Raw genomic sequence first — 20,910 nt, 5'->3', positions numbered from 1 at the left:
GGCTGCACGGCACAGGCTGGGCGATCGCTGTTGTTATCAGTTTATACAATTCCGGCGCAAACACGCCGCACGGCTGAGCACGCTCAGCTCGGCCGCATCAGCCGCTGCAGCTGGGCCAGCTCGACGTCGCGCCCGAGCGTGTCGAGCGTCTGCTCGAGCAGCGAGCGCTCGCCGTTGCGCAGCATGGTCCATTGCGTGAAGTATTCGTGCACGGTGCGCCAGGGCGGGAACTCGCGCGGCAGACTACGCCAGGCGGCGCCCGTGTGCAGGAACCAGAGGACGGCGCAGTACACGTCGTACAAATCGTGCTTGCGCGGACGCGTCTTGCGGCGCGCCGCTTCAAGTGTGTCGCGCACGAGCTCGAACTGCTCGCGGCCTATATCGCTGGGAAATTCGGGCCGGGCCATGACGTTCGCCCCCTAAACATCCTTTGAGGGCGAAGTTAATGAACAGGTTCCCGGCGGGCCGGGTTGGCCCGTGATTTAGTCGCGTGCGAGCGACAGGAACTCGGTGCGCAGCGCCAGGTTCGGCTGCAGTTCGCCCAGCATGCAGGAGGTAATGGTTTCCTCGCCCTGGGTGCGGATGCCGCGGCTTTCCATGCACATGTGGCGGCACTTGACGACCACACCCACGGCTTTCGGTTCCAGCACTTCCATCAGCGCGTTGGCGATCTGCATCGTCATGCGTTCCTGCACCTGCAGGCGCTTCGAGAAGATGTCGACCAGGCGGGTCAGCTTCGACAGGCCGACGATCTTCCCGTTCGGCAGGTAGCCGACGGTGGCCTTGCCGAAGAACGGCGCCAGGTGGTGTTCGCAATGGCTGTAGACCGGGATGCCGCGCACCACGATCAGTTCGTTGTACTGCTCCGCGCCATCCTCGAAGGCTTTCAGGACTTCGACCGGGTCCTGGCCGTAGCCGGAGGTCCAGTGTTTCCAGGCTTTGGTGACGCGCGCAGGCGTTTCGTGCAGGCCGGGACGGTTTGGATCTTCACCGAGGCTGGTCAGCAAACGGCGCCAATCCTGTTCGGTAAATGCTTCTTTGTCGGACATGACATACCCTAAAAAATCGATTGCCGCCAGTATATAGAAAATGCGCCGAGCCTTCCGGCGCCTGCCGATTTCTTGAGCAAAACGGACTCCTGTGTTGCGCCGATGCGCTAGCGTGGATAGGTTTTCTTGCGAAAGGGAGGCGCTATGTTCGGGAGTTCAGTACTGGAATTGGCAATTGGGTTGACGTTCTGTTACGGCACTGTGGCGCTGATCGTCGCCACCTTGCAGGAAGCGCTGGCGGCTGCATTCCGGCTGCGCGCCAACACCCTGCTGGCCGGCATCAAGAGCATGCTCAACGACCCGCGTTTCGACGCCCTGGCGCAGATGGTCTATGCCCACCCCCTGGTCAACCCGCACAGCAACGGCACGCCGGTCGACGAGCGCCATCTCGCGGCCCGCCCATCCTACATCGAACCGGCGCAGTTCGCGATTGCGCTGATCGACAGCATCCAGCGCGTCCCCGGCGACTTCGCGCGCCTGGGCGCCGACATCGACGGCATCGCCGATCCGCAGGTGCGGCGCGCCCTGCACGCCCTGTACGCGCGTGCCGGCGGCGACCTGGAACGCTTCCAGGCGCTGGTGGCCGGCTGGTTCGACAACGCCATGGAGCGCGTGTCCGGCGCCTATAAACGGCGCCAGCTGCTGATCTCGCTGTTGCTGTCGCTGCTGCTGGCGATCATGTTCAACATCGACAGCATCTCCCTGTTCCGCACCCTCTGGCAGCAGCCCCAGCTGGCGGCCCACATCGATGCCGTGCCGGGCGCCCTCGACGCCGCCACCCTGAGCAAGCTGTGGGCGCTGCCGATCGGCTGGACGAGTTTTCCGCCTGTGTGGGATACCGCCTTTGCCCTGCAGGCGGCCGGTTGGCTGATCACGGCGGCGACCACCCTGTTCGGCGCGCCGTTCTGGTTCGATCTATTGCAGCGGGCGGTGCAGTTGCGCGGGACCGGCGCGCGGCCGGAAGAAGCGCCGCGCACCATGCCGGCTTCCGCGGTAGCCGTGGCCCCGGCCGTTGCACTGCTTCCGGCACGCGGCGCGCCGGCTTTACCGGCGGCGACCGAAAGCTGATCTGTTATTTTCCAGGTGGCCGGTGCGCATCCACCAGCACGCTCGATACCGAGATGTGCGGCACGCGCTCCGGCCATTCGTCGCTTGGTCCGAACCAGCGCGCCTCGGCGATTTCGCTGGCATCCACGCGGATCTCGCCGCCGGCGTAGTCGGCGGTAAAGGCGATCATCAGCGAATGCGGGAAGGGCCATGACTGGCTGGCGAAATACTGCAGGTTCGTCACGCGCAAGCCCACCTCTTCCATCACTTCGCGGTGGATCGCTTCCTCGATCGACTCGCCTGCCTCCAGGAAACCCGCCAGCGGCGTGAAGCGCTTCGCCGCCGAGGCGTGGTGCAACGCCAGCAGCACCTTGTCGTCCTTCTTGATCAGGACCATCATCGCCGGCGAAATGCGTGGGTAGGCCAGGTGGCCGCAGTGGGTGCACTTGAAACTGCGCTCGTGCATCAGGCGTTCCATGGGATGCGCGCAGGCGCCGCAGTAGCGGTGGGTACGCGCCCATTCGGCGATCTGGGCCGCGCGGCCGGCCACGCCGAGCCATTCCTCATCCATGTCGCCGAACAGCGAACGCAGGCCGCGCCAGGCATGGCCCGGCGGCGCCGCTTCGCTTTCGCTCCATCCAGCCTGGCAATAGCGATCACCCAACAGGCCGACCGGCTGCATGTGCGCCGGGTCGAGGTCGAGCGTGGCCAGCGCCGCGGCGTCGGGCAGCGCCAGGTCGTGCTCGCGCACCAGCAGGCGGCCGCCATGGAACAGGAAGGTGAGCGGAGCGGGATGGGCTTGCGGCGCCATCAGCGCCGTGAAAGTGGAAGGCGTATGCAGCATGGACAGTGGTCGGGGCTCGGATGAGAAGATTTTTTTCATGATACCGCGAGCCGTGCGCGCCCGCCCGCGCCTGTTTGAAAACCGTGCCGAACTAATCGCAGCTCATCGTGCTCAAAGTAGGGCTGGATCGACCCATCGCCCGATAACAAGAACGGAGAACACGATGAACGATGCGCCCGGACCTGCCATACTCGGCATCAATCGTACCCAGGATGCCAGCATCTGCCTGATGCAGGGTTCCCGGCTGGAGTGGGCCATCCAGAAGGAGCGGCTCACGCGCCGCAAGCACCACCGGGGCAAGCCCGGCGACCTGCGCGAGCATTACGGCCCCGCCCTGCCCGGCCTCGCCCGGCCGCTCGACGCGGTCGTCGAATGCCATTCGTCGGATGCCGAAATCGCGGCCCTGGCCAGCTACGAAGCCGAACTGGCCGGCAGCCTGGTGCTCGCCCCCGGCTGCCGCCGCGCGCGCATCTCGCACCACCTGGCCCATTTGTACAGCGTGTTCCACCCGTCGCCGTTCCGCCAGGCGGCGGTGATGGTCGTCGACGGCCAGGGCAGCCCGGTGCTCGACTTCACCGAACACTGGGCCGCCGCCGCCGGGGTGCCCGGCGACTGGCGCGAAGTGTCCTCGTTCTACGTGGCCAACCGCGAGCAGGTCCACTGCATCGGCAAGCAGCTGTGGGACCGCGACGACACGCGCCCCGCCGGCCTCGGCATGTTCTATTCCCTGCTCACGCAAGCGCTGTTCCCCGGCGAAGGCAACGAAGGCAAGGTGATGGGCCTGGCACCGCACGGCGACCCGCGCGCGCTGGCGCTGCCGCCGCTCGCGGTCGACGGCAACCGGGTGGCGATCCCGGCGCCCTGGCGCGCCATCCTGGCCGAGCGTGGCCGCTTCCGCTACGGCATGCCCGAGGCAGGCTTTTCCGACTGCGCCAACCTGGCGGCGGCCGGCCAGCGCGCCTTCGAGGAGGCCTTGCTGGAGGTGGCGCGCTGGCTGCACGCCGTCACCGGGCTGGACGACCTGTGCTTTGCCGGAGGATGCGGCCTGAACTGCTCGGCCAACGAGCGCCTGCTGCACGAAACGCCGTTCCGGCGCGTCTTCATTCCGCCGGCGCCGGGCGACGCCGGCACCGCGCTCGGCTGCGCCATCTACGGCCTGGTCGAACTGGCGGGGCAAGCCTGCGACTGGCGCTGGACCCACGACTACCTCGGCCCCGCGCCGCAAGCACCCGATATCGACGCGGCGGTGGCCCAGGCCACCGGCGACGGCAGCGGCCTGGTTGCCGAAAAGCTCAACGGCCGCGACGCCCTGTGCGAACGCATGCTCGACCTGCTGTGTGCGCGCAAGGTGGTGGCGCTGTACCAGGGCCGCAGCGAATTCGGCCCGCGTGCGCTGGCCCACCGCAGCATCCTGGGCGACCCGCGCCGCGGCTATGTGCGCGACTGGATCAACGCGCGCGTCAAGGCGCGCGAATGGTTCCGCCCGCTGGCGACGGTGGTGCTCGAGGAACACGCGAACGACTGGTTCGACCTGCCCGGCGCCTCGCCCTTCATGCAGTTCGCGGCGCCGGTGCGACCCGGGCGCATCCGGAGCGTGCCCGCCATCACCCACGTCGACGGCACCGCGCGCCTGCAGACGGTCGGGCCGAACGACGATCCGCTGCTGCGCACCCTGCTGACCGGCTTTGCCGAACGCACCGGGGTGCCGGTGCTGCTGAACACCTCGTTCAAGGGCAGGGACGAACCGATCGTCGAGACCCCGGCGCAGGCCCTGGCCGCGTTCCGGCGCATGCCGCTGCACGCGCTGGCGATGCCGCCCTGGCTGGTGCGCAAGCGCGTCGAACCGGAGCTGCCGGAATGATCCGCGCCTATCAGGGGCGCGCCAGCGTGCCGCCGGGCGAACGCCATGCCGCCGGCGAAGGCGTGCAAGCCACCACCATGGGCGTGTTCGAACGGGGCGGCGCGGTGTTCTCGGCCGGCACCACCGACTGGGCGCAGGTGCTGGCGGACGGGCGCGACCGCCGCGTCGAGCGTATCACCCGCAACGTGCTCGGCCGGCTGTCATGGCAATGACCATGGGTCCAAGGGCGCCGGCGCGGCCAGTGCGCTCAGTTGTAGCCGTTGTAGCCGTTGTAGCCGTTGTAGCCGTTGTAGCCGTTGCAGCGGTTGCAGCGGTTGCAGCCGTTGCAGCCGTTGCAGCCAATGCAGCCAATGCGGCCAATGCGGCCAATGCGGCCAGCGCAAAGCGCGCGTGACGCAGGCAGCGCCCCAGTACCGGCCATGGCCCGGCATTCATCGAGGAGAAGACCGTGCAACGCCGTCCGCTTTTCCACCGGCTCGACATCGATTCCGTGGCCGTGTTCCGCGCCCTGCACCTGGGCGACATGCTGTGCGCGGTGCCGGCCCTGCGCGCGCTGCGCACGGCGCTGCCGCATGCGCGCATCACCCTGGTCGGCCTGCCCTGGGCCAGCCAGTTCGCCGCGCGCTTTCGCCACTACATCGACGACTTCCTGCCCTTTCCCGGCCATCCGCTGCTGCCCGAGCAGCCGGTGCGGCACGAGGAACTGACGCCCTTCTACGCCAGCATGTGCGCGCGCCGCTTCACGCTGGCGTTGCAGCTGCACGGCAATGGCGGCATCAGTAACGAGATCGTCGCCGGCTTCGGCGCCCATGCCGTGGCCGGCCACTGCCAGGGCAAACCGGTTGCCACCGAGCGCACTGTGCTGTTTCCCTACCCCGAAGTCGGGGCGGAATCCGAACGGCTGCTGCACCTGGTCCAGCGGCTGGGGGCCAGCGCGGTCGGCGACTACCTGGAATTCCCGCTGGCTTCGGAAGACCGGCAGGAACTCGAAGCGAGCGGCATCGCCACGGGCCTGCAACCCGGCGGCTATATCTGCGTGCATCCCGGCGCGCGCAAGCGCGACAAGTGCTGGCCGGCGCGCCGCTTCGCCGACGTGGCGGACCGCCTGGCCGCCGAATTCGGGGTCGACGTGGTGCTGACCGGTTCGGCCGACGAAGCCGACCTGGCCGCGGAAGTGGCAAGCCACATGCAGGCGCGCGCCGTGAATGCGGCCGCGCCAATCTCGATCGGGGCGATGGCGGTGCTGATGAAGCAGGCCCGGCTGCTGGTCTGCAACGACACCGGCGTGTCGCACATGGCCGCCGGCCTGCGCCTGAAAAGCGTGGTCATCTTCAGCAAGGCCGACATCGCGCGCTGGGCCCCGCTCGACCGCGACAACCACCGCTGCATCTGGGACCCGGACGCCCAGCGCTCGGCCGCCGTGCTCCAGCATGCACGCGCCCTGCTGGCCGGGACCGACCCCGGCCGGCAGCGCAGGGCGGGAATGTGGCCGTACTGGTAGGCGAATGCTACAGGCCGATCATCGCTCGCCCTTTACGGCGCAGCCCGCCCGGAGTTGCGCGCTTGCCCGTACAGGCAGGGCTTGTAAAAGAATGAGGGAACATGTTCAAGTATGCGCAGTCGTACGCATTATGAATAAGTCGTCTCCATCAGTTTGGCTGCAAAAGCACTCGGTGTCTCGACCAGCACCTTGCGGCGCTGGGAGGCCCGCAGCCAGCTGGTGCCGCCCAGGACCGAGGAGTTGGTGGCCGATGTACTCGAGATCATCACCGTGTTTTCCGCCCGGCTGTACGGAAGCCGCGGTCACCGTAATCAGAAACTAATCGACGGCATGGAGCATGCGATAAAGGAGACACAATGTTCCTAGCCCACCGTATCCGTCTCGATCCCAACAATCTCCAGGCTACGTATCTGGCACGTGCGGCCGGAACTGCCCGGTTTGCCTACAACTGGGCCCTAGCCGAATGGCAGCGCCAGTACGCGGCGTATAAAGCCGATCCAGCCTTGCCGAAGCCAAATGAAGCGGCATTGCGGCGCCAACTCAACGCGATTAAACGTCAGAAGTTTCCGTGGATGCTGAAGGTAACGAAGAGCGCACCGCAGATGGCAATCATCCAGCTCGGCCGCGCTTTCCAGAATTTCTTCGAAAAACGGGCACGCTACCCGCAGTTCCGACGCAAGGGCCGCGATGACCGGTTCGCCTTGACCAGCGACCAGTTCCGCGTCGAGAACAAGCGCATTCGACTTCCGAAACTCGGCTGGGTAAGAATGCGCGAAGCCTTGCGCTTTACAGGGAAAATTCTCTCGGCTTCGATCTCGCGTACCGCCGATCACTGGTATGCCAGCATCACTGTCGACATCCCGGAAGTACCGCTACCGCACGCCGAAAACGGAGGCGCGGTAGGTATTGACCTTGGTGTGACGCACTTGGCGACTTTATCGACCGGAGAAACCGTAGCCGGACCGAAAGCACTGCGAACTTTATTGGATCGTCTGCGGCGCTTGTCACGCAATCTGTCGCGCAAGGTGAAGGGCTCACGCAATCGCAGCAAGGCGAAAACCAAGTTGGCGCGCTTGCATGCCAGGATCGCCAACGTGCGTGCCGACAGCTTGCATCAGCTCAGCACAGCTATCACCCGTCGCTTCCACACCATCGGCATCGAGGACTTGCACGTCAAGGGCATGCTCGCCAACCGCTGTATGTCACGTGCTATTGCCGACATGGGGTTTGCCGAACTACGGCGTCAGCTCGCGTATAAGGCACAACAGCGTGGCAGTCAACTCGTCATCGTGAACCGCTGGTATGCCAGCAGCAAGACATGTTCAGGCTGCGGACATCAGCTCGACGTGCTCGATCTGGGAACACGCCAGTGGTCCTGTCCGGCGTGTGAGGCGCTGCACGACCGCGACATGAATGCAGCAATCAATTTGAAAAACATGGCGGTGAGTTCCACCGCATCGGCCTGTGGAGGAGAAGGCGCTGGCCCTGTGCCTGAGGCGCAGGGTGGAACCGGCTCCAGTGAAGCAGGAAGCCAGCGCAAGAGCTAACTATGTGTAGCTTTTGGTAAGTCTGGGTGAACGGTCGTTGTACATCTTGTACTGCCGGTACACCTTGAACCGGGCGCGCCCGGCCTCGGCCTCGCGCAGCAGGCGTTCCAGGCAGCCGGCCAGGTCGGCGCGCTGCTGCTGCAGGCGCTGCAGGCGGGCGGCGCAGGCCTGGACGTGGGCGCTGCCGGCGTCGATGCGGCGGGTCTGTTCGCGCATGTGATGGATCTTCAGGGCCAGGATGGACAGGCGGTCGATCATGGCGCCCGCGGTTTCGCTCGACAGCCAGGCGCCGGGGCCGGGTACGACGGCCGCCTGCGCCAGCCCGGCCAGGATGGCTTCGTCGATCGATTCGACGGCGTCGTTGCGCTGCTGGTTGTAGGCGTCGATGTGGCGCTTGTTGGCGGCGATTTCGCTGGCGGCTACGTCGCGCCGGCGTGCCTTGTCTTCTTCTCGCCACAACAGCACATTAAATTCGTGGTTCGCGGCGATGGCCGGCCAGGCGCCGCGGCCCGTGATCGGCACCGGCGCGTCGGTGGCGGACAGCCGCAATACCGCGTCATGATACTGGGTGATCGAGCGTACATCGGGTTCGTGCAGCATCGCCGCCTCCTTGTCGCGAGCAGGTTTGCTCGGCTCATCATTGGAGGCAAGTGGGGGCTTGAAAGTTCTGCGCCATTGGAGTGTACTTTACGAGAGCGCAAATACGCAGTGAATACCGAGTTCCGCCCCTCCCCCCACCCTGCTTTCACGACCATCATGCAAATGTTTGTAGACCCCCGCGCGCACCACCCGCGCCCCCAAATGGTGCGCCAGCAATGGGCCAGCCTCGACGGCTATTGGGAATTCGCTTTCGACGACCAGGACGCCGGCCTGCACGAGCGCTGGTTCGACGGCCGCACGCTTCCCCGGCAGATCCTGGTGCCCTTTCCCTATCAATCCCAGGCCTCCGGCATCGGCACCCGCGACATCCACGAGATCATGTGGTACAGCCGCAGCTTCGAGGTGCCCGAAGGCTGGGACTACGGCGCCCTGCTGCTGCATTTCGGCGCTTGCGACTACCGCGCCGACGTCTGGGTCAACGGCCGCGTTGCCGGACGCAACCGCGGCGGCCACGTGCCGTTTTCCTTCGACATCGCGCCCTACCTGAAGCCGGGCGTCAACCGCGTCACCCTGCGCGTGGAAGACCGCCAAGACCCGTATCAACCGCGCGGCAAGCAGTCGTCCTCGGGCACGCCGGTGCGCATCTATTACTACTGCACCAGCGGCATTTGGCAGAACGTCTGGCTCGAACCGGTGCCGGCGCTGCGCATCGACCACCTGCGCATCCACGAAGCGCACCCGGACGGCACGCTGGCCCTGACCGTCCACCTGCACGGCCCGGCCAGCGACTGGGAAGCCGAGCTCGACGTATTGGAGAGCCTGGACTCGGAAGAAATTTGCGCCACGGCGCGCGTTGCCAGCCGCGGCGCCAGCCTGGACCTGCGCACCCGGGTGCCGGACCCGCGCCCCTGGTCGCCCGCCTCGCCGCACCTGTACAAGCTGCGCGTGCGCCTGCTCCATCGCGGCCAGCCTGTCGACACGGTCGAAGCCTATGCCGGCCTGCGCTCGATCGAACTGAAGGACGGCTTCTTCCACCTGAACGGCAAGCGCACCTTCCTGCTGATGGCCCTCGACCAGGGCTACTGGCCCGACACCCTGCTGGCCGCGCCGTCCGACGAGGCCTTGCGCGCGGATGTGGAATGGGCGCGCCGCTTCGGTTTCAACGGCGTGCGCAAGCACCAGAAGATCGAGCACGAACGCTGGCTCTACTGGTGCGACGTGCTGGGCCTGATGGTGTGGGAAGAAATGCCGAACGCGCGCTCCTGGTCCGAGGAGTCGGAAGAGCGGCTCGAGCTGGAATGGCTGCGCGCCGTGGTGCGCGACGCGAATCACCCGTCCATCGTCGGCTGGGTGCCGGTGGTGGAAAGCTTCGGCTTCCCGGAACTCACGCGCCACCCGCACCAGCACGATTTCCTCGAACGCATGGTGGCGCGCACGCGCATGGTCGATCCGTCCCGCCCGGTGATCGACAACGACGGCTGGCAGCACACCGACGTCACCGACATCTGCACCATCCACGATTATTCGCATCCGGTGGAAAAACTGCTGGAGCGCTATGCCGGCACCCTGCTCACCGGCCTGCCGCCGGAAACCGGCTGGCACAAGGCGCGCGAACTGTTCCTGGCCGGCGCCCAGTACCGCGGCCAGCCGATCGTGTTTTCCGAAGTCGGCGGCTACCTGCTCAAGCCCGATGGGTCCGAACGGCGGCGCGACCGCCTGTACGACCACTACGGCAACGTCGGCGACGTCGACGAGCTGGCCCAGCGCTACCAGACCCTGATGCAGGGCCTGGGCTCGCTCTCCTTCCTGGCCGGGCTGTGCTACACCCAGCTGACTGACGTCGAGCACGAGCAGAACGGCTTGCTGACGGCGCAGCGCGAACCGCGCCTGCCGCCCGAGCAGGTGGACGCCCTGCACCGCAGCCTGTGGCCGGACGCCTGGTGAATTAACGGATTTGCGGAAAAGAAACAACGCATTGTCAGATTTTTTGTCCTGCAGGCACGGAAACCTGGCAATTCGCTTTCCAAGACTTAGCAAATCGTCCAGAATGGATGGTGAATTCGTCAAATTCTCATTTTTATGGACAAGATCTCGTCGCTGGTAGGCCGTTACTCGTTCCGTGCACGTGTGTTTTTCAATGGCGTCTTTTGCGACGCCAACTCTTTTCCGGAAGACCCGGCCGCGGGACAGCTGCATCTGATCCGCTCCGGGCCGGTCGTCTTCCGCCAGGATGGCGCCGAGCCGCTGCGCGTGGACGAGCCGGCGATGGTGTTCTACCCGCGCGGCAGCGCGCACACGCTGGAAATCCCCGACGGCGCCAGCGCCATCCTGCTGTGCGCCCACATCAGCTTCGAGGATGGCGGCGCCAACCCGCTGGCGCGCGCCCTGCCCGACCGCCTGTACCAGCCGCTGAACGAGATGGGCGCCCTGCGCCAGACCCTGGAGCTGCTGTTCACGGAGGCGGCCAGCCCCAGCCAGGGGCGCGAGGTGATCCTCGACCGCCTGTGCGACGTGCTGATGGTGCAGGTCTTGCGCAATGAGTTCGACAAGGGAGAGATGTCGGTCGGCTTGCTGGCGGGCCTGGCCGACCGCCAGTTGTCCCTGGCCCTGGCGGCGATCCACGAACGCGCCCACGAACCCTGGCAGCTGACCTCGCTGGCGCGCCTGGCCTGCATGTCGCGCGCCCGCTTTACCGAGCACTTCCGCAACGTGGTGGGCATGCCGCCCGGCGAATACCTGACGCGCTGGCGCATCGGCATGGCGCAGAACCTGCTGCGCAAGGGCTTGCCGGTCAAGGTGGTCAGCGCCCAGGCGGGCTATACCAGCGCACCGGCCTTCACACGCGCGTTCACGACGATGGTGGGATGTTCGCCACGGCAGTGGCTGAAAGAAGCGGCGCCGGCCTGAGATTGCTCTCAGCCGGCGCCGTAGGGTACTGCTTCAGGAAGATTGACTGCTTACTTCAGGAGCTTGGTGCGGCTTGCAACCAGGGCGATCACGATCGACAGCACGCCGACATAACCGATGGCCATTTGCATGCCGACGTGGCTGGCGATGGCGCCGATCACCGGCGGGCCCATCAGGGTGCCGCTGTAGGCCATGCTGGCCACGCCTGCCAGGGCGATCGGGCCCTGGGCGCCGGCGGCGCTGAACACGAACGGGAACAGCAGCGACAGGCCGAGGCCGGCGACCGCGAAGCCGCCCAGTGCGGCGTGGGCGCTCGGCGCCAGCACCGCGAAGAACAGTCCCATGGCCGAGACGACTGCGCCGACGGTCACCAGGCGCTGGGCGCCGAAGCGGGTCTTCAGTTTGTCGCCAACCAGGCGCGACAGCAGCATCATGACCGAGAAGCACGACAGGGCCAGCGGCGCCAGGCCGTCGGTGGCGTGGAAGTGTTCTTTCAGGAACACGCCGCTCCAGTCGGCGATCGAGCCTTCCGACATCGAACCCAGGAAGCCCAGCAGACCCAGCAGTGCCATCGGACCGCGCGGCAGGGCGAACTTCTTCTTTTCCACTTGCTCGGCTTCGTCCGAGATGTTCAGCACTTGCGAGGCGGCCCACAGGATGGCGGCCATCGGGCCGGCAACCATCATGAAGTGAATCGCAGGCGCGACCTTCATGCCGGCCATCACGCTGCCCAGGGTGGCGCCAGCCAGGCCGCCGGCGCAGGCCAGACCGTGCAGCATCGACATTTCCGACTTGCCGGTGGCTTTTTCGCGCTTGCTGGCGGCGGCGTTCATGGCGACGTCATAGGTGCTGGCGGTGATGCCCAGCATCAGGACGGCGCCCATCACGCTGGCGACGGTCGGGGCGATACCGATCGCCACCAGCACGGCCAGCAGGGCCAGGCCCGAGTACAGCATGGTCTTGCGCGCGCCGCAGCGGCGCATCAGGAAGGACGAGACCGGGAACGACAGCAGGGCGCCGACGCCGCCGCACAGCAGCACCATCGACAGCGACGAGTGCGAAATGTTCAGGCGTGCGGCCATGGCCGGAATACGGCCGGCCCACGAACCCATGATCACGCCGAAAATGGTGAACATCACCGGCAGCGACAGGTTCTGGATCTGGGCGAAGACTTTGCTGCGGCGCGAGGCAACGGCGCTGCCGGCGGCGCTTGCGGTGTTCAGGGTGTCAACGGCTGGAACAGTAGTTTGCATTTGGTATGAATCTAGTTGTAAGAGCCTGTGGCTACAGGAGTTTCTTAAGAGTGCGATCCAATCGGAAAGTTTCCGCCTGGAAGAATTTTTTTTCAGCTGCTCTGCCATTCGTAAAAGCTTGCTAACTGGGGCAGAAAAAACAAACGCCAACCGAAAAAGTTGGCGTCAGGAAGCTGATGGGAGGCACTATACGCATCTCGGCGCGCTTTTGCATTTTCCATGCGGAAAAAATTTATGCGCGTTGCGTGATGTTCACAGTCAACTTTTTAACTGTTAACAGAGGCATACGGGGTGTGATTCGTCTTACATGTCGGCAAGCTACTTTTGCTCACTCGAATGTAAGAGAGTGTGACGAAGCCTTGCAGAAGCGGCGACACATTGTTCTTTTTCGCAGCTATAAAAAAGCCGGACAAGCGTCCGGCTGGCGGGTTTTTGCTGCAGAGCAGCAGATGAGTTAGCCGCCCTGGTCGGTCTTGCCGGCCTCACCCGCTGCGCGCATCTGCGTCTTAAACGCCGCGATGTACTCGCGGTAGGCGGCGGCGATCGGCGCAAACAGCGGATCGTCGCGGTGCGCCAGCATGACTTCGCTGAACAGCTTCATGCCCAGCGCCAGCGCAGCCGCTTCGTCGTGTTCGAAACGCCCCGCACCGCGTACCCGGGCGATGATCTCGAAGATATCGTCGTGGTTGCCGACCTCAAAGGAAAGCGGCGCCGGCGGATCGGCTTCCTTCTTGCCGCCTGTGTATTCGAGGGTGATCCGGAAATTGTGCGCACTCATCAATGCTCCTTCCTGGTCCATGTTCAAAGGAACATGATGCCGCAGCCACGCCACACACCGCGCCCGCGTTGGCCGTCTTGCGCCACATCACGACTCCTGTGCATGGCTCACGGTAGCGTTGAAGCTTCCGACTGGAAATTTCGACTGGAAACTTCGACTGGAAACCTTTAACCCGACACCAAGGAGAACGCGATGACGCACGCATCCTGGCCCCCGCTGCTGACACTGCTCCTGGCACTGCTCCTGAGCAGCGCCAACGCCGCCGCCGCGCCCTACCCGAACGTGTACGGCGCACCGCCCGAAGTCCGCCGCGGCAGCGACTGGTACCGCCAGTGCCTGCGCGTACGCGCTGAAAAGCCGCGCCAGCCGCCGCCGGCCGCCATCGAATCCGGCCGCTGCGACGCCTCCACCCTCTACTACGACACCCTCGCCGCTCCCGATGCGCGCGAGGCCGACTGGCGCCGCGTGCACGCCTGCGCGGCGCGCACGAACGCCCACGGGGTGCTGATGATGCTGTATGCGAACGGCCACGGCGCCATGCCGCAGCTGGCCCTGGCCACGCGCCATGCCTGCAGCATCCAGAGCCCGGTCAATGAAATGAAGAGCCGGGTCCAGCACCTGCAGCGCGTGGCCGCGAACCGGGAGCCGGGGCCGGTCGATTTGTGCGACGACGTGGCCAGCGCCGAGATACGCGGCCAGTGCGGCGCGGTGCGCGAGCGCCAGCGTGGCAAGCAGCGCGCCGCCCAGCTGGCCACCCTGTCGCGCGGCTGGACCGAAAAGGAGCAGCTGGGCCTGGAGATGGCGAGCAAGGCGGCGCAGTATTTCGCCCAGCACCGCATGGATTATGAAACCGACAAGGATAGTGGCGCGGCGCGTTCGCTGCAGCTGGAAACCCAGACGGCCGAACTCGATACCTTTGCCGCTGACGTGCTGGATTTCGAGGCGGGCCGCGGGCCGCGTTTCTCGGAAGCGGAATTCGCCAGCCTGGAAAAGAAGATGGATGCGCTCTACCGCCAGTTCATGCTGAACCGCCCGGCGAGCGGCGCCTACCTCGGCTCGATTCGCAAGACCGGCGTCGAAAAGACCCAGCACGCCTGGCTCGCCTACCGCGATGCGATGGAGCTGTTCGGCGCGATCCGCTACCCGGCGCTGCCCGGTTCCGGCCTGCGCGCCCTGCTCACCGCGCGCCGCATCAAACAGCTGACGGAGCTCGACAACGCCGCAGCCGGCCGTTGATGTCGTAGGGTGGCCGGCTCCACCCGTTCCCGCTGCGCAGCCGCGCCACACGCGCCGCCCACGCGTTCATCCCTGCGCGCACAGCGGCGCGGCCTGTCCCGGCAAGATCAAGCCTCCAGCCGAAACAGTGCGGCCGCATCCGCCGGCAGCTCCCCACAGCTCAGCATCACCAGCCGGTGGCTGGCCCGCGTCATTGCCATGTACAGCTTGCGCGCATCGGCTTCCTGTCCGGGCGCGCCGTCGAACAGCAAATCCTCCATCCCCAGCAGGAACACCACCGCGCCCTCCAGCCCGGTCGCCGTCTCCAGGTTCGCCAGGCGCAGGTAGTCGGGGCCGTAGCCGGCGGGCGGCTGCTTCTTGTCCTTGTTCAGCCACCAGATGCGCTGCGATCCCAGCGCGCGGCACAGGCGTTCGTAGAGCAGCTTCTTCGGCGTGCCGGCGCCGTAGATCACCAGGAAGCTCGACAGCGGCAGCTTGTGGCGCGCGGCCAGCGCCACGATCTCGTTGACGGCGCGGTCGACCGCATCCTGGGGCGATGCCACGCGCAGCAGGATCGGCGGGGCGCCCTGCTCCATGCCGGCATAGTCGGGCGCCAGGTAGTGCTCGGGATCGTCCTGCACGGTGCGATTCAAGAGCGTGCCGGCCGTGTGCAGGATCGCCTGCGTGGTGCGGTAGGAGCGCAGCAGCTTCTTGGTACGGCCGGTCACGTCCAGGCCGGCGTTGCGCCAGCTGAGGCGGCTCTTCATGAAGCCCTGGTTCGGGTCGGCGCACAGGAACAGGCGGCCTTGCCGGCGCAGCGCCAGCTTCACGGTGTGGAACCAGGACGGCGCGAAGAACTGGGCTTCGTCGACCAGGATGTGTTCGTAGCGCTCCAGGGCCGCGTGGTCGGGCGCGCGGCAGATATCGGTGGCCACCGCGCTCCACATGCGCAGGCCCTGTTCTTTCAGCGCGGCCGTGGTGGCCGTGAACAGCTGCCAGACCTCGCTGCGCTCCCTGGCCCGCAGCGCGAAGCCGCGGCCGGCGCGGCTGGTGTCCATGTATTCGGCTTCGCTGGCGACCAGCATCTCGTTCAGGAAGTCGAACTCCTCGATCAGCTGGGCATCGGGCAGCTTCAGTTCCGGCCAGCTTGTGCGCAGGCGGTGCAGCAGTTGCGGCAGGTGCGCCGGGTCGGACGGCATGGCCAGCGGCGCGCGGTACAGGCGGCGCCACTGGCGGTGGGCCCAGGCCGAATACGTGGTGATCTCCAGGTTGCGCGGCAGGCTGCCGTTGGCGCGGTGCAGGCGCTCGCGGATGTCGGCCACGATCGGCGTGTTGTGGATCAGGATGAGCACACGCTCGCGCGGATGCAGGCGCGCCAGCAGCAGCGCGCGGCTGAGCGCAATCAGGGTCTTGCCGCTGCCGGCCACGCCGTTCACCAGGCGCACGGCGAAGTCCGCTGCGGCGGCGGCCTGCTCGTCGGGCATGGCCAGCTCCTGCTCGAGATCGAGATCGAGCTTGGAAGCCCATTCCTGCTGGGCGTCGAGGAAAAGCTGCGCCTGGTTGTTGCGCAGGAAGCGCCGCCGCGCCACCGAGGCCAGCGCAATTGCGGACTCGGGGAAGAAGCGCGTGCGCAGGCCCTCGTCTTCCTGCGGCGAGACGGGCCGCTGCAGCGCCGCCAATGCTTCCGCGCCGCGCGCCAATAAACCCTCGCGCGCCAGCAGGTGCAGGGCCGGCTGTTCGCCCAGCTGGCGCGCCAGGGTATGCGCTTCGTCGTCGCTGCAGGCCCACAGCAGCACCAGCAGCGGCAAGGCCGGCGGCAACGCGGCGCGCCAGGCTGCCAGCTGGGCCTCGAAGGCGGCGCGGGTGTCGTTCGCGAACAGCTGGGCGCCATCGAGGGCGTCGAAAGGCGTATCGACCATGGCCAGCGCCAGCCAGCCGCGCTCGGGATGCTCGATGAAGAGCTCGGGCGCGCCAGCCTCCTCGCGCAGGGGCTTGCGCACCACGCTCGCTTCATCGAGTGCATTGAGTACACGCTTGAGCTGCAACTGGCGGCCGCTGGCGCGCGTCCATTCCGGAATGAAGAGGGCCATGCTTATAACTCGATGCGCCGTGCCTGCGCCAGCAGGCTGCGGTACAGGTCCAGCCAGCGCGCCATTTCATCGTCGAGGGCCTGGAATTCGGGCGGCAGCTCGGGGCCGATGATGACCAGCTTGGTCATGGCGCGCGTGACCGACACGTTCAGGCGCTCGGGCTGGAAGAAAAAGCCGGCCACCGCGGCAAGAAAGCGCAGGTTGCCGGCAGCGAGCGACAGGATCACCAGTTCGCGCTCCTGGCCCTGCATGCGCTCGACGGTGTCGGCCACGATCTGTTGCGCCGTGTGCCAGCCCAGGTGCTCGGCCAGCACGCGGCGTACCGTGCGGCCCTGGGCGCGGAAGGGCGTGACGATACCGATGTCGTGCGGCGCCAGGCCGCCTTCGATCGCCGCGGCGCACAGGCCGGCCACCCGTTCGGCGTCCTGCGGGTTGCGGCTGCGCGCCGTCGGGTCGGTGGTCGGGATGAAGACGGCGCTGGCCGGGTCGCGCAGTACCGCGTCGAAGACGTCCGGGCCGGCGCGTTCGTCCAGCACCAGCCTGCGTTCGCGGTTCGGCCCCGCCGCGCGCAGGCGGCCCTGGTAGAAGGACTTGCTCGGCCAGGCGGTCAGTTCCGCGTTCAGGCGGTAGGTATCGGTCAGCATCACGCTGTCGACGTTGTGCGCGGTGAGCTTGGCGAAGATCGAGCCGGGGATATCCTCGAGCACCGAGCGCGCCAGCAGCACCGGCGGCAGCTGCTTCTGGTCGCCGATGAACACGAAACGGCTGCCGCGCCGCATCGCCATCAGCGCCATCGGCAGCGTCACCTGGCTGGCCTCGTCGAAGATCACGGTGTCGAACTCGCAGTTCTCCAGGCGGTAGGTGCAGGTGGCGAACGGTGTGGCGCCGACCACGTAGCCGCCTTCGGGCCGGCCATGCCATTCGGCGAAGCTGTCGGCGCCGCTCACGCCTTCCAGGCCGAGCGCTTGCGTGCCACGCCCGATCTTCGCCACCTTCACGCCCTGGGCCGCAATCTTGTTCAGCGCGTTGTTGATGGCCATGTGGGTGTGCGAGGTGACCAGCACGCGCTCGCCGCGCTCGGCCAGCAGGCGCGCCGCCAGCGCCAGCACTCGCGTCTTGCCGGTGCCGGGCGGCCCCTGGATACAGGCCACCTGCTCGGCCGCCAGGATCTTGCCGACCGCCTCGGCCTGGGCGGCGTTCAGGCCCACAGCCAGGGCAGCGGCTTCGGCTTCCTCGAAGTCGCGCGGGTCGAAAGCATCGCTGATGCGTCCGTCCAGCAGCGGCATCAAGGTGTAGTGGGCGCGCGAGGGCGGGATTGTCTGGCCGATGTCTTCCAGCACCTGGTCGTAGTATTTCGACAGGTCGAAGTCGTCGGGGTCGACGTAGCAGGGCGTGTCGCCGAATTCGCGCACGATCGCGCCGGCCTGGCGCACGCGCAGCAGCCAGCGGTCTTCGTCCTCGGCCTCGAAGGCGGCTTCGCGCGCGATCATGGCCGTCAGCGGCGAGCCGCCGTGCAGGCAGACCAGGTCGCCCTCGCGGAAGCGCGAGTCGGTGCCGTCGGTATAGGCCCAGAGCGTGCCGGTGTCGGGACCGTTCTCGAGTTTCAGGAAGCGCTGGCTCATGCCCTTGGCCAGGCGGTCCGCCAGCGGCTGGCGCCAGACCTCGAACAGCTGTTCCTGGGCCGCCTCACGCTCGGCCTGCACGAACGCGCGCAGGCCGTCGAGCAGGCGCGCATAGCGGTGCGACTGCTGGCGTGCACGTTCGGCTGCTGCGGCGGCTTTGTCGGCTGGCTGGGTCATGGATGGCTTGTACGGTGAAGCATGGCTTATAAGACGGCGCAGGGCTGGCGTCAAGCACGGCTGGCCGCCACGCATGAGCAGGTGGCGCCAGCGTGGTTTTCCGGAGCGATGTAGGATGGTGTCTTTGCCACTTCAGGATACCGACACATGAGCGCCAACCTGTACGACATTCCCCTGCGCCGCCTCGAAGGCCAATCCGCTTCGCTCGACGCTTACCGCGGCAAGGTCATGCTGATCGTGAACGTTGCTTCGCAATGCGGCCTGACCCCGCAGTACTCGGGACTGGAAAAATTGTTCGAACAATACGAAGAGCGCGGCCTGGTCGTGCTCGGCTTCCCGTGCAACGACTTCGGCGCCCAGGAACCAGGCAGCGAAACCGAGATCGCCGACTTTTGCCAGCGCAACTACGGCGTGCGCTTCCCGATGTTCGAGAAGATCGAGGTCAACCGCGAGGGCCGCCACCCGCTCTACCGCGAACTGATCGCCGAGCAGCCGCAGGCCCGGCAGGCCGAGGGCAGCCAGTTCGGCGAGAAGCTGGCCCAGCACGGCCTGAGCCCGAAAAACCCGACCGACGTAATGTGGAATTTCGAGAAGTTCCTGGTCGGCCGCGATGGTAAAGTCATTGGCCGCTTCGCGCCGGACATGAAACCGGACGATCCGGCACTGGTGTCCGCAATCGAGGCAGCGCTCGGTTAATCGCATCGGTTTCGACGTGCCGGTTTAGACATACGTCAGGCCCGGCGCGGGCCCCAGGATTTTTTGCTTGTCGATGAGGTCTGAACAGCACCTTTACAGCGAGGAGAACATCATGGCGTATGTCGATGGTTTCGTGATTCCCGTTCCAAAGAACAAGCTCGATGCCTACCTGGAGATGGCGCGCAATGCATCCGCCATCTGGCGCGACCATGGCGCCATCGAGTTCCGCGAATGCGTGGCGGACGACGTCAAGCCCGGCCAATTGACCTCCTTCCCGCAGAGCGTGAACCTGCAGGACGGCGAAGTCGTCATCTTTTCCTGGATCGTCTACCCCTCGCGCGAGGTGCGCGACGCCGCCAACGACAAGGTCATGAACGACCCGCGCATGGCCGAATACATGAAGCCGGAAAACATGCCCTTCGACGGCAAGCGCATGATCTACGGCGGCTTCGAAATGCGGGTCGATTCCTAGTTCGCCGGCCGCCGCATCCGCCGGCGCTGGGCCATGCACCGGGCTGCCGCCACCCCGGCAGCCCGCGCCCGCGCACGTCCGCCCCACGACGTCGGCGATGGCTTCCACGAGGAACTCAACAATTGTTTTCAGTACCAAACAATTGTTGAGGTAGACCACACATGCCGGCGTGGGACGACCCTTGCCAAGTCAACAATGGTTTCACGAGGCTAACGCGTTGCCGCAATCCATGTAAAAACAGTACAGTGAGGCTGGTCTTTGTCCAGTCCTGTGCGGAGGTTTGCGTGAACGAAGGGTACGATGCGTCACAGCCACGGAAGTTGTTGCTCGCCACCGATCTGAGTGCGCGCTGCGACCGTCCGCTCGAGCGCGCCAAGGCGCTGGCGGCGCAATGGAACGCGCAGCTGACGCTGCTGACGGTGCGCGAAGGTCCGCAGGTGCCGGCGGAAGTCGTGCAATGGCTGGCCGGCAGCGAAGCAGGCACCGAAGCGGAATTCGCCGCGCGGTGCGACATCGCCCGCGAATTCGAGAACGCCGGCTTTCCCGTCAGCCTGCAGTTTGCCGATGGCGATGTGGCCGACGCCATCCTGGCCGCAGCCGCGCAGACCGACAGCGAACTCGTCATCGTTGGTGATGCGCGCATCAATACCCTGGGCGAAATCTTGCTCGGCTCGACCGTGGAACAGGTGGCCCGCGACCTGGCGCAGCCGCTGCTGGTGGTGCGCCAGCGCGCCCGCGCTCCCTACGCGCGCATCCTGGTGCCGACCGATTTTTCCCCGGCCGCGCGCCTGGCGCTGGAAACGGCCGCCCGCCTCTTCCCCGACGCGCAATTGATCGTCTTCCATGTCCACGAAGCGGGGCTGGAAAGCCTGGCCGACGGTTCACGCACCACAGACGCCGCGAGCGCTTACGCCAGTGCAAACAGCAGCGCAAATCCTGGTGCAAACACCAGCGCAATCCGGCTACGCTGCGAACAATTTATCGACAGCTGCACGCTGGCGCCCCAGGTACGCGCCCGCATCGCCATCGACAGCGCCGCCGGCGCGCCGGAACTGCTGACCGCCCGCTACGCCCTCGAACACGGGGTCGACCTCGCCGTGCTCGGCCTGCACAGCCAGTCCGGCATGCTGCGCCTGTTCATGGACAGCAAGGGCGAGCAGGTGCTGCGCGGCCTCGACTGCGACACCCTGCTGGTCAACACGGGAGCGCGCGATGGGGACCGCTGACATGCACGCGCCTCGTCGAACGCGT

The 20,910-nt window shown here is 66.4% G+C and carries 19 protein-coding genes and 2 pseudogenes; 12 read left to right on the top strand and 9 right to left on the bottom strand.

Annotated elements, in window-relative coordinates; translation table 11 throughout:
• Positions 1–131 precede the first annotated feature (131 nt).
• Both LK540_RS07700 and folE read right to left on the bottom strand, forming a co-directional pair.
• Positions 132–407, bottom strand: a pseudogene (locus LK540_RS07700) (transposase); the annotation flags it as partial.
• 75 nt (positions 408–482) lie between these two features.
• Positions 483–1,049, bottom strand: coding sequence for a GTP cyclohydrolase I FolE (gene folE, locus LK540_RS07695; protein WP_229436553.1), 567 nt, complete (start codon positions 1,047–1,049; stop codon positions 483–485).
• A gap of 180 nt (positions 1,050–1,229) precedes the next feature.
• On the opposite strand from folE, the gene LK540_RS07690 reads away from it, so the two are divergent.
• Positions 1,230–2,117 carry a hypothetical protein gene (locus LK540_RS07690; protein WP_229436552.1) on the top strand — a complete coding sequence of 296 codons (888 nt, stop codon included), beginning with the start codon at positions 1,230–1,232 and terminating at the stop codon, positions 2,115–2,117.
• 4 nt (positions 2,118–2,121) lie between these two features.
• Here the strand turns inward: LK540_RS07690 and nudC are convergent, their stop codons facing one another.
• On the bottom strand, positions 2,122–2,940 hold the full coding sequence (gene nudC / locus LK540_RS07685; protein WP_229436551.1) for an NAD(+) diphosphatase: 819 nt from the start codon (positions 2,938–2,940) through the stop codon (positions 2,122–2,124).
• 163 nt (positions 2,941–3,103) lie between these two features.
• Between nudC and LK540_RS07680 the strand changes: the two genes are divergently transcribed.
• Both LK540_RS07680 and LK540_RS07675 read left to right on the top strand, forming a co-directional pair.
• Entirely contained in the window at positions 3,104–4,801 is a 1,698-nt protein-coding gene (locus LK540_RS07680) for a carbamoyltransferase C-terminal domain-containing protein (RefSeq protein ID WP_229436550.1), read from the top strand.
• Positions 4,798–5,013, top strand: coding sequence for a hypothetical protein (locus tag LK540_RS07675; RefSeq protein WP_229436549.1), 216 nt, complete (start codon positions 4,798–4,800; stop codon positions 5,011–5,013). Before LK540_RS07680 ends, LK540_RS07675 begins: the two co-directional genes overlap by 4 nt.
• Before the next feature lie 35 nt (positions 5,014–5,048).
• Here LK540_RS07675 and LK540_RS07670 read toward each other — a convergent pair whose 3' ends face one another.
• Positions 5,049–5,255 (bottom strand): hypothetical protein, encoded by a 207-nt coding sequence (locus LK540_RS07670; protein WP_229436548.1) that lies wholly within the window; start codon positions 5,253–5,255, stop codon positions 5,049–5,051.
• On the opposite strand from LK540_RS07670, the gene LK540_RS07665 reads away from it, so the two are divergent.
• The 3 genes and pseudogenes from LK540_RS07665 (at position 5,250) to LK540_RS07650 (ending at position 7,849) form a co-directional block, all read left to right on the top strand.
• Positions 5,250–6,302 carry a glycosyltransferase family 9 protein gene (locus LK540_RS07665; protein WP_229436547.1) on the top strand — a complete coding sequence of 351 codons (1,053 nt, stop codon included), beginning with the start codon at positions 5,250–5,252 and terminating at the stop codon, positions 6,300–6,302. The two genes, LK540_RS07670 and LK540_RS07665, sit on opposite strands and share 6 nt — an antisense overlap.
• 234 nt (positions 6,303–6,536) lie before the next feature.
• A pseudogene (locus LK540_RS07655) lies at positions 6,537–6,668 on the top strand (IS607 family transposase); the annotation flags it as partial.
• A complete protein-coding gene (locus LK540_RS07650) occupies positions 6,659–7,849 on the top strand; it encodes a transposase (protein ID WP_229436546.1) in 1,191 nt (396 codons plus the stop codon). The pseudogene LK540_RS07655 and the gene LK540_RS07650, both read left to right, overlap by 10 nt.
• On the opposite strand, the gene LK540_RS07645 is transcribed toward LK540_RS07650, so the two are convergent.
• A complete protein-coding gene (locus tag LK540_RS07645) occupies positions 7,850–8,449 on the bottom strand; it encodes a DUF4254 domain-containing protein (protein ID WP_229436545.1) in 600 nt (199 codons plus the stop codon).
• Between the two features lie 162 nt (positions 8,450–8,611).
• Here LK540_RS07645 and LK540_RS07640 point away from each other — a divergent pair, with 162 nt between their 5' ends.
• Both LK540_RS07640 and LK540_RS07635 read left to right on the top strand, forming a co-directional pair.
• A complete protein-coding gene (locus LK540_RS07640) occupies positions 8,612–10,393 on the top strand; it encodes a glycoside hydrolase family 2 protein (protein WP_229436544.1) in 1,782 nt (593 codons plus the stop codon).
• A gap of 135 nt (positions 10,394–10,528) precedes the next feature.
• Entirely contained in the window at positions 10,529–11,356 is an 828-nt protein-coding gene (locus tag LK540_RS07635; protein WP_229436543.1) for an AraC family transcriptional regulator, read from the top strand.
• Positions 11,357–11,406: 50 nt separating this feature from the next.
• Here the strand turns inward: LK540_RS07635 and LK540_RS07630 are convergent, their stop codons facing one another.
• The gene (locus LK540_RS07630) at positions 11,407–12,609 is read right to left on the bottom strand and encodes an MFS transporter (RefSeq protein ID WP_229436542.1); all 1,203 of its coding nucleotides are present in this window, start codon (positions 12,607–12,609) and stop codon (positions 11,407–11,409) included.
• Positions 12,610–13,063: 454 nt separating this feature from the next.
• Positions 13,064–13,387 (bottom strand): DUF3861 domain-containing protein, encoded by a 324-nt coding sequence (locus tag LK540_RS07625; protein ID WP_229436541.1) that lies wholly within the window; start codon positions 13,385–13,387, stop codon positions 13,064–13,066.
• Between the two features lie 192 nt (positions 13,388–13,579).
• On the opposite strand from LK540_RS07625, the gene LK540_RS07620 reads away from it, so the two are divergent.
• On the top strand, positions 13,580–14,623 hold the full coding sequence (locus LK540_RS07620) for a hypothetical protein (RefSeq protein ID WP_229436540.1): 1,044 nt from the start codon (positions 13,580–13,582) through the stop codon (positions 14,621–14,623).
• 107 nt (positions 14,624–14,730) lie between these two features.
• Here the strand turns inward: LK540_RS07620 and LK540_RS07615 are convergent, their stop codons facing one another.
• Positions 14,731–16,692, bottom strand: coding sequence for a UvrD-helicase domain-containing protein (locus LK540_RS07615; RefSeq protein ID WP_229436539.1), 1,962 nt, complete (start codon positions 16,690–16,692; stop codon positions 14,731–14,733).
• Between the two features lie 2 nt (positions 16,693–16,694).
• Complete coding sequence (locus LK540_RS07610) at positions 16,695–18,491, bottom strand: DEAD/DEAH box helicase (RefSeq protein ID WP_229436537.1); 1,797 nt, start codon at positions 18,489–18,491, stop codon at positions 16,695–16,697.
• Positions 18,492–18,638: 147 nt separating this feature from the next.
• Here LK540_RS07610 and LK540_RS07605 point away from each other — a divergent pair, with 147 nt between their 5' ends.
• The 3 genes from LK540_RS07605 to LK540_RS07595 all read left to right on the top strand — a co-directional run bounded on the left by LK540_RS07605 (position 18,639) and on the right by LK540_RS07595 (position 20,885).
• Positions 18,639–19,187, top strand: a complete 549-nt coding sequence (locus tag LK540_RS07605) for a glutathione peroxidase (RefSeq protein WP_229436535.1) — start codon at positions 18,639–18,641, stop codon at positions 19,185–19,187.
• 112 nt (positions 19,188–19,299) lie between these two features.
• On the top strand, positions 19,300–19,659 hold the full coding sequence (locus tag LK540_RS07600) for a DUF1428 domain-containing protein (RefSeq protein ID WP_229436534.1): 360 nt from the start codon (positions 19,300–19,302) through the stop codon (positions 19,657–19,659).
• Between the two features lie 323 nt (positions 19,660–19,982).
• The gene (locus tag LK540_RS07595) at positions 19,983–20,885 is read left to right on the top strand and encodes a universal stress protein (RefSeq protein WP_229436532.1); all 903 of its coding nucleotides are present in this window, start codon (positions 19,983–19,985) and stop codon (positions 20,883–20,885) included.
• Positions 20,886–20,910 lie beyond the last annotated feature (25 nt).

The organism is Massilia sp. IC2-278 (assembly GCF_020708045.1).
Classification (GTDB): Bacteria; Pseudomonadota; Gammaproteobacteria; order Burkholderiales; family Burkholderiaceae_D; genus Telluria.
The sequence above is the reverse complement of the archived record's forward strand: the minus strand, read 5'-3'. Positions and strand labels throughout refer to the sequence as shown.